The sequence below is a fragment of the Streptomyces sp. Ag82_O1-12 genome (assembly GCF_900182715.1).
In the GTDB taxonomy this organism is placed as follows: Bacteria; Actinomycetota; Actinomycetes; order Streptomycetales; family Streptomycetaceae; genus Streptomyces; species Streptomyces massasporeus.
On record NZ_FXUW01000001.1, the window covers coordinates 6,679,192 to 6,695,741 of the forward strand.

15 protein-coding genes are annotated in these 16,550 nt (G+C 71.9%); 7 read left to right on the forward strand and 8 right to left on the reverse strand.

What is annotated here, in order from left to right:
- The first annotated feature begins 147 nt into the window (after positions 1–147).
- Genes QOL88_RS30505 through QOL88_RS30515 form a run of 3 tightly spaced genes read left to right on the forward strand, consistent with a single transcriptional unit; the run spans position 148 to position 3,235 of the window.
- A complete protein-coding gene (locus QOL88_RS30505) occupies positions 148–1,461 on the forward strand; it encodes an ABC transporter substrate-binding protein (protein ID WP_097223247.1) in 1,314 nt (437 codons plus the stop codon).
- Positions 1,461–2,408, forward strand: a complete 948-nt coding sequence (locus tag QOL88_RS30510) for a carbohydrate ABC transporter permease (RefSeq protein WP_097221490.1) — start codon at positions 1,461–1,463, stop codon at positions 2,406–2,408. The genes QOL88_RS30505 and QOL88_RS30510 overlap by 1 nt, the downstream gene beginning before the upstream one ends.
- Positions 2,405–3,235 (forward strand): carbohydrate ABC transporter permease, encoded by an 831-nt coding sequence (locus QOL88_RS30515; RefSeq protein WP_097221491.1) that lies wholly within the window; start codon positions 2,405–2,407, stop codon positions 3,233–3,235. The genes QOL88_RS30510 and QOL88_RS30515 overlap by 4 nt, the downstream gene beginning before the upstream one ends.
- Before the next feature lie 110 nt (positions 3,236–3,345).
- Here the strand turns inward: QOL88_RS30515 and QOL88_RS30520 are convergent, their stop codons facing one another.
- The 3 genes from QOL88_RS30520 to QOL88_RS30530 all read right to left on the reverse strand — a co-directional run bounded on the left by QOL88_RS30520 (position 3,346) and on the right by QOL88_RS30530 (position 6,515).
- Positions 3,346–4,635 (reverse strand): ribonuclease D, encoded by a 1,290-nt coding sequence (locus QOL88_RS30520; RefSeq protein ID WP_097221492.1) that lies wholly within the window; start codon positions 4,633–4,635, stop codon positions 3,346–3,348.
- A gap of 186 nt (positions 4,636–4,821) precedes the next feature.
- Positions 4,822–5,484, reverse strand: a complete 663-nt coding sequence (locus QOL88_RS30525; protein WP_097221493.1) for a response regulator transcription factor — start codon at positions 5,482–5,484, stop codon at positions 4,822–4,824.
- A 356-nt stretch (positions 5,485–5,840) separates the two neighbouring features.
- Positions 5,841–6,515: a DUF3000 domain-containing protein gene (locus tag QOL88_RS30530; protein WP_097221494.1), complete on the reverse strand. Its 675-nt coding sequence runs from the start codon at positions 6,513–6,515 to the stop codon at positions 5,841–5,843.
- A gap of 101 nt (positions 6,516–6,616) precedes the next feature.
- Here QOL88_RS30530 and hemE point away from each other — a divergent pair, with 101 nt between their 5' ends.
- Entirely contained in the window at positions 6,617–7,684 is a 1,068-nt protein-coding gene (gene hemE, locus QOL88_RS30535) for a uroporphyrinogen decarboxylase (protein ID WP_097221495.1), read from the forward strand.
- 115 nt (positions 7,685–7,799) lie between these two features.
- The gene (locus QOL88_RS30540) at positions 7,800–8,132 is read left to right on the forward strand and encodes a hypothetical protein (protein ID WP_097221496.1); all 333 of its coding nucleotides are present in this window, start codon (positions 7,800–7,802) and stop codon (positions 8,130–8,132) included.
- Positions 8,133–8,267: 135 nt separating this feature from the next.
- Here the strand turns inward: QOL88_RS30540 and QOL88_RS30545 are convergent, their stop codons facing one another.
- A complete protein-coding gene (locus tag QOL88_RS30545) occupies positions 8,268–9,656 on the reverse strand; it encodes an FAD-dependent oxidoreductase (protein ID WP_097221497.1) in 1,389 nt (462 codons plus the stop codon).
- Between the two features lie 27 nt (positions 9,657–9,683).
- The gene (locus QOL88_RS30550; RefSeq protein ID WP_097221498.1) at positions 9,684–10,661 is read right to left on the reverse strand and encodes a DUF4349 domain-containing protein; all 978 of its coding nucleotides are present in this window, start codon (positions 10,659–10,661) and stop codon (positions 9,684–9,686) included.
- A 158-nt stretch (positions 10,662–10,819) separates the two neighbouring features.
- Between QOL88_RS30550 and hemG the strand changes: the two genes are divergently transcribed.
- A complete protein-coding gene (gene hemG, locus QOL88_RS30555) occupies positions 10,820–12,265 on the forward strand; it encodes a protoporphyrinogen oxidase (RefSeq protein ID WP_097221499.1) in 1,446 nt (481 codons plus the stop codon).
- A 5-nt stretch (positions 12,266–12,270) separates the two neighbouring features.
- Positions 12,271–13,014 carry a hydrogen peroxide-dependent heme synthase gene (gene hemQ, locus QOL88_RS30560; protein ID WP_097221500.1) on the forward strand — a complete coding sequence of 248 codons (744 nt, stop codon included), beginning with the start codon at positions 12,271–12,273 and terminating at the stop codon, positions 13,012–13,014.
- Here the strand turns inward: hemQ and QOL88_RS30565 are convergent, their stop codons facing one another.
- The 3 genes from QOL88_RS30565 to QOL88_RS30575 form a co-directional block, all read right to left on the reverse strand.
- Positions 13,015–14,619, reverse strand: coding sequence for an alpha/beta hydrolase (locus QOL88_RS30565; RefSeq protein WP_097221501.1), 1,605 nt, complete (start codon positions 14,617–14,619; stop codon positions 13,015–13,017).
- A gap of 114 nt (positions 14,620–14,733) precedes the next feature.
- Positions 14,734–15,504, reverse strand: a complete 771-nt coding sequence (locus QOL88_RS30570; protein WP_097221502.1) for a TIGR04222 domain-containing membrane protein — start codon at positions 15,502–15,504, stop codon at positions 14,734–14,736.
- A gap of 86 nt (positions 15,505–15,590) precedes the next feature.
- Entirely contained in the window at positions 15,591–16,334 is a 744-nt protein-coding gene (locus QOL88_RS30575) for a DUF4142 domain-containing protein (RefSeq protein ID WP_097221503.1), read from the reverse strand.
- Between the last annotated feature and the right edge of the window lie 216 nt (positions 16,335–16,550).

Consider the following 16,550-nt stretch of genomic DNA (forward strand, 5'->3'; position numbering starts at 1 on the left):
GGTCCAGTGAAGAGTCGAGTGACGGTTTCGCATCGTTGGCGGGATTGGGACTTTACCGGTTGAGTGCGCGCTGCCAGAGTTCCGAACCAGCCATACCGCACGTGCTCGTCCGTCCCGAGTTCCCCTCCGCGAACGGAGCTGATGCACATGAACCGCCGTACCCTCCTCGCCCTGGCCGTGGGCGCAGCCCTGCTGGCGTCCGGCTGCACCGGCACCGGAGGCTCCTCGAAGGGCACCGACGCCGAGGCGCCCGACGATCCCTCCAAGGTCGACGGGACCATCACCGTCCTCACCCACCGGACCGACCTCGTGCAGGACGGGACGATGAAGAAGTACGCCGCCGAGTTCAACAAGACGTACCCGAAGGTGAAGGTCGAGTTCGACGGCATCACCGACTACGAGGGCGAAGTCAAGATCCGTATGAACACGGAGAACTACGGCGACGTCCTCATGATCCCCGCGGTGATCGAGAAGAAGGACTACCCGAAGTTCTTCGCCTCCCTGGGCAGCAAGGAGGAGCGGAGCGAGAAGTACCGCTTCACCGACTACACGGCCGTCGGCGGCAAGGTCTACGGCCAGAGCCCGCTCGGCGCTGTCCCGGGGTTCATCTACAACAAGAAGGTGTGGAGTCAGGCGGGGGTCACCGACTGGCCCACGACACCGGACGAGTTCCTCGCCGGCCTCAAGGCGGTCAAGTCGAAGACCGACGCGGTCCCCTACTACACCAACTTCAAGGACGGCTGGCCGCTCAGCCAGTGGACGGGGGTCAGGGGCTCGGTCAGCTGCGACGAGCAGGCCACCACCCGGTGGGCCGAGGGCAACCCCTGGGCCGAGGGCGGCGAACTGCGGGTGGCGGACGGTCTGCTGTACGACATCGTGCACGAGGGGCTCGTCGAGAAGGACCCGACGACCACCAACTGGGAGGCGTCCAAACCCCGGCTGGCCAAGGGCGAGATCGCCACCATGTGGCTCGGCTCCTGGGCGGTCATCCAGATGCAGGGCGCGGCGAAGCAGGCCGGCACCGACCCGGACGACATCGGGTTCATGCCCTTCCCCGCCCAGAAGGACGGCACGTTCTGCGCGGTGACGTCGCCCGACTACAACCAGGCCGTCAACATCCACTCCTCGCACAAGGGAGCCGCACGCGCCTGGATCGACTGGTTCACCGACAAGTCCGGCTACGCGCGGGACAACCTGGCGCTGTCCCCGCTCAAGGACGCCCCGCTGCCCGACATGCTGAAGCCGTACGAGGAGGCGGGCGTCAAGCTCCTCGACCTCGACGACAGCAAGGGCGCCGAGCTGAAGACCCTCGAGAACCAGTCCGAGGTTGGCATCAACAAGCCGGACTACCGCAAGGAACTCGTCGACATGGCCCGCGGCGCCAGGAAGGGCGACCCGGACGACTTCCTGGACGGCCTCGGCGAGAAGTGGACCGAGACCCAGAAGTCGCTGGGGTACTGATGACGGGCACGACCGAGACGGCGGCCGTCAAGGCAGCCACCGGCACGGCCTCCCCGGCCCCGGCACCCGCCCCGCGCCCGGCACGCCTGTGGCGCGGGGCCACCCCCTGGCTCTTCCTGCTCGCCCCGCTGGCCCTCCTGATCGTCTTCACCTACGCGCCGATCGCCAACATGGTCGCGTACAGCTTCACCGACTGGGACGGGGTGAGCCCCGAGCTGCGCTGGACGGGCACCGAGAACTACGCCGAACTCTTCACGCGCCCGGAGCTGTTCGAGGTCTTCTGGGTCAGCGGCTACTACCTGGCGGCGTCGGTGATCCAGATCGTGGCCGCGCTCTACTTCGCCACGATCCTCAGCTTCAACGTCCGCTTCCGGAACTTCTTCAAGGGCGTGCTGTTCTTCCCGTACCTGATCAACGGCGTGGCGATCGGGTTCGTCTTCCTCTACTTCTTCCAGGACGGCGGCACCCTCGACTCCGTGCTGAGCCTGCTCGGTGTGCAGACGGACCGCGCCTGGCTGGGCACCCCGACGTCGGCGAACACCTCCCTGGCCGCCGTCTCCGTCTGGCGCTACCTGGGCCTGAACTTCGTCCTCTTCCTCGGCGCGATCCAGTCGATCCCCGGGGAGCTGTACGAGGCGGCCGAACTGGACGGCGCGAACCGCTGGCACCAGTTCCGCCACATCATCGCGCCGGGCATCAAGCCGGTCCTGTCCCTCACCGTGATCCTGTCGATCTCGGGCTCCCTGTCGGTCTTCGAGATCCCGTACATCATGACCGGCGGCGCGACCGGCACCGAGACGTTCGTCATCCAGACCGTGAAGCTGGCGTTCCAGTTCAACAAGACGGGACTCGCCTCGGCGGCCGCGATCGTGCTGCTGCTGATCGTCCTGGCGGTGACCTGGGTGCAGCGCCGCCTCGCCCCCGACGACAAGGTGGACCTCGTATGACGCGCCGCGCGGTGACCCGCGTCCTCGTGTACCTGTCGCTGATCGCCGCGACCGCGGTGGTCCTGCTCCCGCTGGCCGCTGTGTTCCTGACCTCGCTCAAGACCGAGAAGGAGATGGCGGCAGGCAGCGGAGCGCTCGCGCTGCCCGGCGACCCGTTCAACTTCGACAACTACGTGACGGCGTTCCAGGACGGCCGGATGCTCTCGGCGTTCGCCAACACCGCGATCATCCTGGTCGTCGCCATCGGCGGCACGGTCCTCATCGGTTCGATGACGGCCTACGCCATCGACCGCTTCCGGTTCCGCTTCCGCACGTCAGTACTGGCCCTGTTCCTGGTCGCCGCGCTGGTCCCCGGCGTGACCACCCAGGTGGCCACCTTCCAGATCGTCAACAGCTTCGGCATGTTCGACAGCCTCTGGGCACCGATCGCCCTCTACATGGGCACGGACATCGTCTCGATCTACATTTTCCTGCAGTTCGTCCGCTCGATCCCGGTCTCCCTGGACGAGTCGGCCCGCATCGACGGCGCCAACGCCTTCACGGTCTACCGCAAGGTCATCTTCCCGCTGCTGAAACCGGCGATCGCGACGGTCGTGATCGTGAAGGGGATCACCGTCTACAACGACTTCTACATCCCCTTCCTCTACATGCCCTCCGAAGATCTTGGCGTGATCTCGACGTCGCTGTTCCGCTTCAAGGGACCGTTCGGCGCCCACTGGGAGACGATCTCGGCAGGGGCGATCCTGGTGATCGTCCCCACCCTGGCCGTCTTCCTGTTCCTCCAGCGGTTCATCTACAACGGTTTCACGCGAGGAGCCACGAAATAGACGCCCCTCTTCCAGGGGCGCGGGGCTGTATCGATGTGCGGCTCCGCCGCGTGGGCGCGAACCACCACGAGACACCCGCAGCCGCCGTACGACACGAAGCCCTACGGCGGCTATGCCTCCTTGACGGACAGCGCCTCCACGAGCACGGGTGTCACCTGCTCCACCTGCCACGACCGCGCCCCGTGACCGGCCAGCGCCGCCGCGACGGACTCCGCGTCCACCACCGCCGGCGGCTCCCAGCACACCCGCCGCACGGTGTCCGGCGTGATCAGATTCTCCTGCGGCATGCTCAGCCGCTCGGCCAGCGCCGACACCCCGGCCCGGGCCGCGGACAACCGCGCCGCGGCCACGGGGTCCTTGTCGGCCCAGGCGCGCGGCGGCGGGGGCCCGGTCACCGGCTGGCCGGGCTGCGGCAGCTGCGCCTCGCTCAGCCCCTTCGCCCGGTCCACCGCCGCCTGCCACTGCTCCAGCTGCCGCTTGCTCACACGGTGGCCGAAACCGTTCAGCGCGGCCAGCGCGTGCACAGTGGCCGGAAGCGCCAGCGCGGCCTCCACGATGGCCGCGTCCCCGAGCACCTTGCCCGGCGACACGTCCCGGCGCTGCGCGATCCGGTCCCGGGTCTGCCACAGCTCCCGTACGACGGCCAGCTGCCGCCGCCGGCGCACCTTGTGCATGCCGGACGTACGCCGCCACGGGTCCTTGCGGGGCTCGGGCGGCGGAGCGGAGGCGATCGCGTCGAACTCCTGGCGGGCCCAGTCCAGCTTGCCCTGCCGGTCCAGTTCCTTCTCCAGCGCGTCGCGCAGGTCGACGAGCAGCTCGACGTCCAGCGCCGCGTAGCGCAGCCAGGGCTCGGGCAGCGGCCGGGTCGACCAGTCGACGGCGGAGTGCCCCTTCTCCAGGACGAAGCCCAGCACGCTCTCGACCATCGCGCCGAGGCCGACCCGGGGGAACCCGGCGAGCCGCCCGGCCAGCTCCGTGTCGAACAGCCGCGTCGGCACCATGCCTATCTCGCGCAGGCAGGGCAGGTCCTGGGTGGCGGCGTGCAGCACCCACTCGACGCCGGACAGGGCGTCTCCGAGGGCGGACAGGTCGGGGCAGGCCACGGGGTCGATGAGGGCCGTTCCGGCGCCCTCGCGGCGCAGCTGCACGAGGTAGGCGCGCTGCCCGTAGCGGTAGCCGGACGCGCGCTCGGCGTCGACGGCCACGGGCCCGGACCCCGCCTCGAAGGCGGCGATCACCCGGGCCAGGGCGGTCTCGTCCGCGATGACGGGCGGAATGCCCTCACGCGGCTCCAGCAAAGGGATCGGCGCCTCCGTAGCAGAAGATCCGCCGTCGTCCGGAGGGCCGCCTCCGGTGGTGCGCAGTGAGCTGTCTGCTGCGGTGTCGTGGGCGTCGGTCACCTGTCAAGGGTATCCATGTATGGACAGCGCCCGCCGACGGAACGTTCCGTCGACGGGCGCCCGAGGGTCGCAAACCAGTCATGTCGGGGAAGCGGCGGGTTCACGAACCGTGAGTGATGTGAACGGGGTCGACGGCCGACCCCGTTCACGTGAATGAATGATCACGAAGGGTCACGGCGGATCGGGTCAGTGGATGATCCCGGTCCGCAGCGCCACCGCGACCATGCCGGCACGGTCGCCCGTGCCGAGCTTGCGGGCGATGCGGGCGAGGTGGCTCTTGACGGTCAGGGCGGACAGGCCCATCGAGACGCCGATCGCCTTGTTCGACTGGCCTTCCGCGACCAGCCGCAGCACCTCGACCTCGCGGCCGGACAGTTCGCGGTAGCCGCCCGGGTGGCTCGGGGAACCCGGGGGGCGGCGGTGCAGTCGCGCGGCGGCGGCGCCGATGGGGGCGGCGCCCGGCCGGGTGGGGAGTCCGACGTTGGTACGGGTGCCGGTGACGACGTAACCCTTCACTCCGCCGGCGAGTGCGTTGCGCACGGCGCCGATGTCGTCGGCGGCGGAGAGGGCGAGCCCGTTGGGCCAGCCCGCGGCGCGGGTCTCCGACAGCAGGGTGAGGCCGGAGCCGTCCGGCAGGTGGACGTCGGCGACACAGATGTCGCGGGGGTTGCCGATGCGGGGACGAGCCTCCGCGATGGACGAGGCCTCGATCACGTCGCGCACACCGAGCGCCCACAGATGGCGGGTGACGGTGGAGCGGACGCGCGGGTCGGCCACGACCACCATGGCGGTCGGCTTGTTCGGGCGGTAGGCGACCAGGCTTGCGGGCTGCTCGAGGAGAACGGACACCAGGCCTCCTGGGGTGCGGGCGGGGCCGGCTCGTGGGGGTGAAGCCGGGACGAACCGTGCTTTCAAGGTCACAGTCGTCTTCGGCACCGAACCCGTCCGCCTTTAGAGAATGATCACGATTCGGTGATAACAATCCGTGCAATTCGGACACGCGGTCGATCATTCGAAGGCCGGACGGTTTCGGTCTGCGTCGGTACGCGGTCGAAAGTGGCCGTATCGACAAAGTGATTCGGCCAAGAGGGGTACTCAGGTGTGATCGTCGACCGGACATGGTTGACCGCCCCGCACAAGGTCGATCAGTGCGGGGCGGTCGGGGGTCGATCAGAGGCCGTTCAGAGCCCGAACAGAGGGATCGGTCAGCGGGACTGCGGTCCTCGCCGCTGGGGGAGGGTCACGATGGACGCGTCCCCGGGGACGGCCGGGGGCAGCCCCGCGATCTGGGCCAGCAGATCGCACCAGGCCGCCAGATGCGCGGCCGCGTCCGGGGCTCCGCCCAGACCCTCGCGCGGCGTCCACGACGCACGGATCTCGATCTGCGAGGCGGCCGGGCGCGCGGACAGCCCGCCGAAGTAGTGGGAGCTCGCGCGTGTGACGGTGCCGCTCGGCTCCCCGTACGTCAGCCCGCGCGCCTGGAGCGCACCGGTCAGCCAGGACCAGCACACCTCCGGCAGCAGCGGGTCCGCCGCCATCTCCGGCTCCAGCTCCGCGCGCACCAGCGTCACCAGCCGGAAGGTGCCCCGCCAGGCGTCGTGCCCGGCCGGGTCGTGCAGCAGCACCAGCCGGCCGTCGGCCAGGTCCTGGTCGCCGTCGACGACCGCGGCCTCCAGCGCGTAGCTGTGAGGAGCGAGCCGCCGCGGCGGGGGCGTCGGCTCGACCTCGATCTGGGGCCGAAGCCGCGCCGCCTTGAGCGCGTCGACAGCGGCCCGGAAGGCCGGCGGGGCGGAGTCCGCCTCCCGCCGGTCGTTCCCGGTGTCCTTCGCTTCGTCCATTCCGCCAGCGCCGTCCGACAGTCGTCCCTGAGCCGCAGCCATGCGGGAAGGTTACGGGGACCGGGGCCCGGGTGCCGGGCTAGACACCCCGCACCTCTCCAGGGGCTGAATAGTGCCGTCCGGCGGCGTGCGAAACTTGGCCCGTGAGTGCCAACGACGCCCCCCGGGTCCAGCAGCCGTCCGCCCCGCACGACTCCGCCTTCCTCAAGGCCTGCCGGCGCGAGCCCGTGCCGCACACGCCGGTGTGGTTCATGCGGCAGGCCGGGCGCTCACTGCCGGAGTACCGCAAGGTGCGCGAGGGCATCCCGATGCTCGAGTCCTGCATGCGTCCGGAACTGGTCACCGAGATCACGCTCCAGCCGGTGCGCCGGCACGGCGTGGACGCGGCGATCTACTTCAGCGACATCGTCGTCCCGCTCAAGGCCATCGGCATCGACCTCGACATCAAGCCCGGCGTCGGCCCGGTCGTCGAGCGCCCGATCCGCACCCGCGAGGACCTCGCGCAGCTGCGCGACCTCACCCCCGAGGACGTCTCCTACGTCACCGAGGCCATCGGCCTGCTCACCCGCGAGCTCGGCGCCACGCCCCTCATCGGCTTCGCCGGGGCGCCCTTCACCCTCGCCAGCTACCTGGTCGAGGGCGGTCCGTCGCGCACGTACGAGAACGCCAAGGCCATGATGTACGGCGACCCCGAGCTGTGGGCCGACCTGCTCGACCGCCTCGCGGACATCACCGCCGCGTTCCTCAAGGTGCAGATCGAGGCGGGCGCCTCGGCGGTCCAGCTGTTCGACTCCTGGGCCGGTGCGCTGGCCCCCGTCGACTACCGGCGTTCGGTGCTGCCGGCGTCGGCGAAGGTCTTCGAGGCCGTAGCCGGGTACGGCGTGCCGCGCATCCACTTCGGTGTCGGCACCGGCGAGCTGCTGGGTCTCATGGGCGAGGCCGGCGCGGACGTCGTCGGCGTCGACTGGCGCGTCCCGATGGACGAGGCCGCCCGCCGCGTCGGCCCCGGCAAGGCGCTCCAGGGCAACCTCGACCCGACCGTGCTGTTCGCCTCGACGGAGGCCGTCGAGGCCAAGACCCTCGAGGTCCTGGACTCGGCGAAGGACCTTGAGGGCCACATCTTCAACCTCGGCCACGGCGTCATGCCGTCCACGGACCCGGACGCGCTGACGCGGCTCGTGGAGCACGTGCACACGCAGACCGCGCGCTGACGCGAGGCTCCGATCGGCCGGTTCGGTGAACGCGGCCGCACGGGCGTGCGTATGTGTCGGCAACCGCCCGCGGCGCGGGGAAGGCGGGTCGCGGGGCCGACGTGAGGAACAGGCGATGAACGACCGAGTTACTCCCGCGATGCACGCGCTGCCCGACGGTGAGGCGGAGCTGACGCTGGTGGTGCGGCTGCCCTGGGAGGACGTGGCCCGCCTGGGTCAGGAGGCGGGTCGGCTGGCCACGCAGCTGCGGCGGCCCGTGACGCTGGAGGAGGCGGTGAGCCACCGGTTGCGGTCGACCCGGGTGGCGTCGCACGCGAAGCCGGCGGGGGAGCAGCCGCCGGCGGTGACGGCTGCGCCGGCGTCGGTGTCGTCGTTGCCGTCGCGGCCGCCGGCGGAGCAGGCGCGGCAGGCGATCGATCGGATCACCGGTACGGCGGGGACGGCGTAGGCCGTTTCGCCGTAGGGGGGGCGGGTGCGGGTGCGGGTGCGTCGGCGGCTGCGGGTGCGGGGTGGCTTGCCGCGCCCACGCGGCGGAGCCGCACATTGATACGGTCCCGCGCCCCTGAGGGCACGAGACCGCCTCTCACATGGACCCGCGCACCTTCGCCGCCGCCTTGCGGGCCGCCACCAGGACCGGGTCCCAGACCGGGGAGAACGGTGGGGCGTAGCCGAGGTCCAGGGCCGTCATCTGTTCCACCGTCATACCTGCCGTGAGGGCGACCGCCGCGACGTCGACGCGTTTGCCCGCGCCCTCCCGGCCGACGATCTGGACGCCGAGGAGGCGGCCCGTGCGGTGCTCGGCGAGCATCTTGACCGTCATGGGGGAGGGGTTCGGGTAGTAGCCCGCACGGCTGGTCGACTCGATGGTGACCGCCTCGAAGCGCAGGCCCACCCGGTGGGCGTCCTTCTCCCGCAGGCCCGTGCGGGCGATCTCCAGGTCGCAGACTTTGCTGACCGCCGTGCCGACCACGCCGGGGAAGGTCGCGTAGCCGCCGCCGACGTTGGTGCCGATGACCTGGCCGTGCTTGTTGGCGTGGGTGCCGAGCGGGATGTGCCGCTCCTGGCCCGAGACCAGGTCGAGGACCTCGACGCAGTCGCCGCCGGCCCAGATGTCCTCGTGGCCGCGCACCCGCATCGAGCGGTCCGTGAGGAGACCGCCGTGCGGGCCGAGGGGGAGGCCGGCGGCCTTCGCGAGGGTCGTCTCGGGGCGGACGCCGATGCCGAGCACGACGACGTCCGCCGGGAACTCGCGGTCCTGCGTGACCACCGCCCGCACCTTTCCGTCCTCGCCGGTCAGGATCTTCGTGACCTCGGCGTCGTTCACCATGGTGACGCCCAGGCCCTCCATGGCGTCGTGCACCAGGCGGCCCATGTCGGGGTCGAGGGTCGACATGGGCTCGCTGCCCCGGTTGACGACCGTCACCTCGTAGCCGCGCTTGATCAGCGCCTCGGCCATCTCCACGCCGATGTAACCGGCCCCGACGACCACCGCGCGGCGGCCCCGTGTGCCCTCCAGCGTGTCGAGGAGTGCCTGCCCGTCGTCCAGCGTCTGCACGCCGTGCACCCCGGCCGCGTCGACCCCGGGCATGTCCGGCCGGATCGGCCGGGCGCCGGTCGCGATCACGAGTCGGTCGTACGACGTCCAAAACTCCTCGCCGGACTCCAGGTCACGCGCGCGTACCCGCTGCCCGTCGGGGTCGAGTTCCGTGACCTCGGTGCGCAGCCGCAGGTCGATGTCCCGGGCACGGTGCTCCTCGGGGGTGCGGGCGATGAGCCGGTCCCGTTCGCTGACGTCGCCGCCGACCCAGTAGGGGATGCCGCACGCCGAGTACGACGTGAAGTGGCCCCGTTCGAACGCCACGATCTCCAGCTCGTCGGGGCCCTTCAAGCGGCGGGCTTGAGACGCCGCGGACATGCCCGCGGCGTCGCCGCCGATGACGACCAGTCGCTCCCGTGCACGGCTCATGTTCATGCGAACACGCTACGGGAGCAGGGCATTTCAGTCCCGCTCGCCCGGAGCACGCGGCTGCGTGGCCTCCGGGGCGGGGCGGGCCGTCGGCAGCGGGCCCAGCGCGGTCGCCGAGGGCGCGGGAGCGGGGCGGCGCGGCAGGCGAGGGCGTACGACGCGCAGCCACAGCAGGACGATCAGTGCGGCCACCGCCGCGAACGGCAGGACCGCGCCGAAGGCGACGGCGAGCCAGCGCAGCATCGTCACGAAGGCGCTCCAGCCGCCCGCGAGCGCGTCCACGAAGCCCGGGTCGTCGTCCTCGGCCGCCTTCTTCACCGGGGTCTCGGACAGCGACAGGGTGATGGTGGCCAGGCTGGTCCGGTCCTTCAGGGACTTCTGCCGGGCGAGCAACGACTCCAGGTCGGCCTGGCGGGTGCTCAGCTCGCCCTCCAGGGTCACCACGTCGCTGAGCTTCGTGGCCCGGTCCATCAGCTCGCGGATCCGGGCCACGCTGGCGCGCTGCGTGGTGATGCGGCTTTCCACGTCCACGACCTGGTCGGTGACGTCCTCGGCCTTCGCGCTGCGGTCGAGGAGCTTGCCGGTGCCTTCCAGTCCGGTGAGGACCTCGTCGTACTTCTCGACGGGCACGCGCAGCACGACGCGGGTGCGCTCATGGCCCTCGGCGTCCCGGGTGGTGGTCTCGTCGCCGATGTAGCCGCCGGCGTTCTCGGTGCCGGTGCGGGCCTGCTCCAGGGCCTTCGGGACGTCCTTGACCCGCACGGTCAGGGAGGCCGTGCGGATGATGTGGCTCGCGGCGAGCTTCGGCGGCGCCGTGGCCTTGGCGCCGCTGCCGGTGCCGCCGGGGCCCTTGCCCGAGACGGCCTTGTCGTCCGCCCCGTGGTCGGCGGCGGAGCTGCTGCCGCCCGAGGCGTCGTCCCCGGCGCTGCACCCCGTGAGCGCGAGGGCGGCGGCCAGCAGGAGCGCGGCCAGGGCCGGGGCGGGGCGTCGTACGGATCGTCGTGTGCGCATGCGGGCATCCCCCGGGGGTCGATTCTGCTGACGCTTCTTCGACGCCCGGACGGCGCCGATCGTTTGGTCCGGGACGGTTCCGATGCGGTCACGGTCGGGACTCGTGGCGGACACCGGGGCGCGGCGGCGCTGTCGGTGGGGTCTGAGAGGCTGGGGGCATGCGCGAAGTTCAAGGGCAGGTCGTCGTCATCGGGGCGGGCATCGCGGGACTGGCCGCCGCACACCGGCTGCTGGAGCGCGGGGCGCGGGTGACCGTGCTGGAGGCGTCCGACCGGGTCGGCGGCAAGCTGCTGCCCGGCGAGGTCGCGGGTGCGCGGGTGGACCTCGGCGCCGAGTCGATGCTGGCCCGCCGCCCCGAGGCGGTGGCGCTGGCACGCGCGGTGGGCCTCGCCGACCGCCTGCGGCCCCCCGCGACCGCCACGGCCTCGCTCTGGACCCGCGGCGCCCTGCGCCCCTTCCCCAAGGGGCATGTGATGGGCGTGCCCGGCACCGCGTCCGCCCTGGCCGGTGTGCTGTCCGAGGAGGGCCTCGCCCGCATCGAGCGGGACGCGGAGCTGCCCCGCACCGAGGTCGGCGACGACGTGGCGGTGGGGGAGTACGTGGCGCGGCGCCTCGGCCGCGAGGTCGTCGACCGCCTGCTGGAGCCCATGCTGGGCGGGGTGTACGCGGGCGACGCGTACCGCATCTCCATGCGCTCGGCCGTCCCGCAGCTCTTCCAGGTGGCCCGGACCCACACCTCCCTGACGGAAGGGGTCCGCGAGCTCCAGGCCAAGGCGGCCGCCGCGCAGCAGAGCGGCCCGGTGTTCATGGGCATCCGGGGCGGCATCGGCACCCTGCCCCTCGCGGTGGCCGACTCGGTCCGGGCACGCGGGGGCGAGATCCTCACCCGGACGCCGGTGACGGAGCTGCGTCGCACGCCCGAGGGCGGCTGGCAGGTCGGCTCCGGCGAGCGCGCGTGGCGCGCGGACGCCGTGGTCGTCGCCGCGCCCGCCCCCGTCGCCGCCCGGCTGCTGCGCGCCGAGACCCCCGGGGCCGCCGCCGAGCTCGACGCCGTCGAGTACGCCTCCATGGCCCTGGTCACCCTCGCCTACCGCCGCGACGAGACGGCCCTGCCCGACGGCAGCGGCTTCCTCGTGCCACCGGTCGACGGGCGCACCATCAAGGCGTCCACGTTCGCCTCGCAGAAATGGGGCTGGATCGCCGACGAGAACCCGGACCTGGTCGTCCTGCGCACCTCCGTCGGACGGTACGGCGAGACGGAGATCCTCCAGCGCGACGACAGTGAGCTGGTCGAGGTCTCCCGGCACGACCTGAAGGCGGCGACCGGCCTGGACGCCACGCCCGTCGCCACCCGCGTCACCCGCTGGGACGGCGGCCTGCCCCAGTACCCCGTCGGCCATCACGCCCGCGTCGCCCGCGTCCGCGAGCACATCGCCCGGCTCCCCGGCCTCGCCGTCTGCGGCGCCCCGTACGACGGCGTCGGCATCCCGGCCTGCATCGCCAGTGCGTACGCGGCCGTGGACCAGGTCCACGGCGACACGGGCGGTGTGGAGGAGCTCACCGCCCACCCGGTGCAGAGCCTGCACGGCGGAGCGGGAGAATGAGAGGCATGAGTGACGACGCCTCCACCCCGGCCTCCAGCGCCGCGCCCGACCGCATCGCGAACAAGGGCAAGCTGGCCAAGGACCTCAACGAGGTCATCCGTTACACGCTCTGGTCCGTCTTCAAGCTGAAGGACGTCCTCCCCGAGGACCGCGCCGGGTACGCCGACGAGGTCCAGGAGCTGTTCGACCAGCTCGCCGCCAAGGACGTGACCATCCGCGGCACCTACGACGTCTCGGGCCTGCGCGCCGACGCCGACCTCATGATCTGGTGGCACGCGGAGACCAGCGACGCGCTGCAGGAGGCGTACAACCTCTTCCGCCGGACGAAGCTGGGCCGCGCCCTGGAGCCCGTCTGGTCGAACATGGCGCTGCACCGCCCCGCCGAGTTCAACCGCTCGCACATCCCGGCGTTCCTCGCCGACGAGACGCCCCGCAACTACGTGAGCGTCTATCCCTTCGTGCGGTCCTACGACTGGTACCTGCTGCCCGACGAGGACCGCCGCCGCATGCTCGCCGACCACGGCAAGATGGCCCGCGGCTACCCGGACGTGCGCGCCAACACCGTCGCCTCGTTCTCCCTCGGTGACTACGAGTGGATGCTCGCCTTCGAGGCCGACGAGCTGTACCGCATCGTCGACCTCATGCGTCACCTGCGCGCCTCGGAGGCCCGTATGCACGTCCGCGAGGAGGTGCCGTTCTACACGGGCCGCCGCAAGGACATCGCCGAGTTGGTCGCCTCTCTGGCCTGATCAGCGGATGCGTCGCCCGGCCCCGGACCGGTCCGGGGCCGTCGGCTTCGGCTCGGCGTGCGGGGCGCACCACGCGCTGCGTCCCGGCAGCCGGCCCTCCAGCAGATACGCCTCCAGGTGCCCGTTGACGCAGGCGTTCGGGCCGCCCGCCAGCCCGTGGGCGCCGGCGTCCCGCTCCGTCACCAGCACCGAGCCCGCCAGGCGGTCGTGGAGTTCGAGGGCGCCGTCGTACGGCGTTGCGGCGTCCCGCTCGGCGGCCAGGATGAGGGTCGGCGGCAGCTCGCCCGGCCCGGTGCCGACGTCGAGCGGTCGCTGCCGGGGGACCCGCCAGTAGGCGCACGGCAGGTTCGCCCACACGTTGTCCCAGGTCTCGAAGGGCGCCACCCGCGCGAGCCGGGTGTTGTCCCGGTCCCACACCTTGAAGTCCGTGGGCCAGGGGGCGTCGTTGCACTCGACGGCGACATAGACCGCGCGGGAGTTCTCCGCCTCGGCCGCCGCTTCCGGGTGCTGCTCCATCTGTTCGATCAGGGGCTTCGCATCACCCTTGAGGTACGCCGACAGCGCGTGCGCGCGGTGCGGCCACTGGTCGTCGTAGTAGCCGGCCTGCAGGAACGCTCCGTGCAACTGCCCCGGCCCGACCTTGCCGCCCGCCGGCTCGGCGGCCAGCCTCGCGCTCGCCCGCTCGTAACCGCGCAGCACCTCCCGCTCCGTCGCGCCCAGCCCGTACACGTCGTCGTGCCGGGCGATCCACTCCCGGACGTCCCGCCAGCGGTCCTCGAACGCCGCCGACTGGGCGAGGTTGTTGCGGTACCAGATCCGCCCGGGGCCGGGATGGACCACCGAGTCGAACACCATCCGCCGCACGTGCGCGGGGAACAGCGTCGCGTACAGGGCACCGAAGTAGGTGCCGTACGACGAGCCCATGAAGGTCAGCCGCTCCTCGCCGAGCGCGGCGCGCAGCACGTCGAGGTCGCGGGCGTTGTTCAGCGAGTGGTAGTGCCGCAGCGCGTCGCCGTTCCGCTCGGCGCAGCCTCGCGCGTACGCCTTCGCCTTCGCGATGCGCTGCCTCTTGTACGCCTCCGAGGGGTGGGCCGGCGCCTGCGAGGGCCCGGTGAAGAACTGCTTCGGGTCCTTGCACGACAGCGGTGCCGAACGGCCGACCCCGCGCGGGGCGTAGCCGACGAGGTCGTACGCGGCGGCGATCCGCTTCCACTCGGGGAGCAGGCCGATGAGCGGGAAGTACAGGCCGGTGGCACCGGGACCGCCCGGGTTGTGGACGAGGGCGCCTTGCCGGAGGACCGTGTGCTTGTCGTTCTGCGGGTCCTTCCGCGTGGCCCGGGCCCTGCTGACGGAGAGTTCGATCTGCCGGCCGTCCGGGCGGGCGTAGTCCAGCGGGACGCTCACCGTGCCGCACCGCATGCGGCCCGGCAGGTCCTGCGCGTCGGGGCAGGGGCCGAAGTCGACACCGGCCGCCTTCGCGCGCGCGGCGGCCACGGCGGTGCCGCGCAGCTCGGCCGCGCCCGTCCGGTCCTCGGCGTCCGGGGCCCCGGCGAGGGTGCTCAGCAGCAAGGACCCGGCGGCCGAGTAGAGGAGGGCGGCTCTCATCGCGTATCCCTTCGGTGCACGGTGGCGACGAAAGGGATGTTTCGTTCGGGCGGCGGGGAAGGCAAGCACCGTCGGCCGGTGTCGGGCCCCATGCCCCCGGGCGCCCCCGGGCGGTCAGTCGTGCGACTCGCGGTGCGTGAACGCGGCGCGCAGATCCGGTTCGCCGATCGCGCGCACGCCCCGCACGGCCACCGAGGTGAGGTACGTACGGTCGTCGGCGGCGCCGTCCGCGGTGTGGGTCAGCGCGCCGAGCAGCCGCTGGCCGGCCGGGGAGGCCCAGCGCGAGTAGGGGTGGATCTCGACCCGGGCGACGGCCAGGCAGCTCAGGGTCAGGGCGAGCGGCAGCGCGAACCACAGGGCGACCAGGTGCCTGGGCATGTCCGGCGGAAGCGGCGTCAGCAGCGCGGCCACGCCCAGCCCGAGGACGGCGACGGCCGCGACGCGCACCTGCCGGACGGCCGTGGCGACCGTCGTGCGGGCACTGTCCGGCACCGCGAGCCCCGCGCGCACCAGCCCCTCGGCGATCCCGCGCACCGGGTCCGCCGCGGCGGCCGTGGCCCGCACCGGTGCGATACGGCACTGCCCCTCGGGGCCGATGGCCCCTATCACCGACCGCTCCATCTCGTCCCGCCCGCGCGGGTCGACGACCGTCGCCCAGCCGGTGTGGGCCAGGAGCAGCCGGCGCTGGCGGGCCATGGCGACCAGGGTCACGTCGGCCACCCGTCGAGGGCCGCCGGAGAGGAACGCGGCCTCGTACAGCGTGAGTTCACGCCCCCGGCCGGTGTCCGCGTCCACGGCCGCCGCGCGCACGGCGGCCAGACACAGGCGGGTGCACGCCGTGCCGGCCACGGCCCAGGCCGCCAGCAGGAAAAGAACCCAGAGCATATGTTGTTTGTATGTGACACGGTCCCGAAAACACCATGCCTCGTTCACAATCCGGACGGAGTGTTGCCGGTATGTGACGTTCCGTTTCAGTCGGGTGGCGGGCTGTAGGCGGGCGGCGGGAGCGTGTAGTCCGGCGAGGGCGACGACGGCGGCGGCACGACCGTTCCCGGGCCGGCGGCCGGGGGAGCGCCGCCGCCGGCCAGATCGCGGGCCACGGCGTCGAAGTCGACGTAACCCGTGGCCTCCAGGACCTTGATGTGGTCGAGGACGGTCGTGTTGGCGTCGTCGGCGAGCTCGCGCACCAGGGAGTTGCGGGTGCTCGCGCGGACCTGGGCGACGACCGAGAACACCTTGCCGTGCGCCAGCCGCAGGATGGTGGCGAACTCGCGGTCGTAGTCCTCGCCCTGGGCCCCGTCGAGCCGGTCCAGCCACTGCCTCTGCTGCTCGCTGGGCTCGTCGGGCAGGGTGAGACCGAGCCGGGCGGCGACGTCGCGGACCCGCTCGTCCAGGAACCGGTGCCCCTCGACGAGGTGCCGGCCCGCCGTCCGGACGGCCGGCGTGGTCCCCTTCGACTGCGCCTGGCGCCCCGCCGGCAGCTCCCACAGCCCGGCCAGCCGGACCTTCGTGAGGAAGTCCTGGTCGAGCCCGGACAGTGGGCCGTAACTCGTCTGCAGGGTGTGGGCGCTCAGCACGTCCGGCGCGGCCTCCGGCTGGTCCGTGTACGACCAGAGCGGGAAGACCAGCGCAGCGAGCGTCGCCGCCAGGCACGTGACGATGAGCCCTGTGCCACTGAAGACGCCTCGGCCCTTTACGGGGGGTCGCGGTCGCATGGTGGTGCCTCCTGATACGGCACCGCACGCTAGTGCGCTCCGGGTGCCGGGTTGACATGTTACTTCCGGGTCTACGTCAACTGCCGTACAGGGAGGAATGGTTGGTTCGGGGGTGAGCAGGGACAAATGCGGGATACAAGATGAGAGACGTACTGGCGCAAAGAGGAAGAATTACTCCACCTCATGCCTCGCACGTCATCCGGGTGTTAGCCCCGG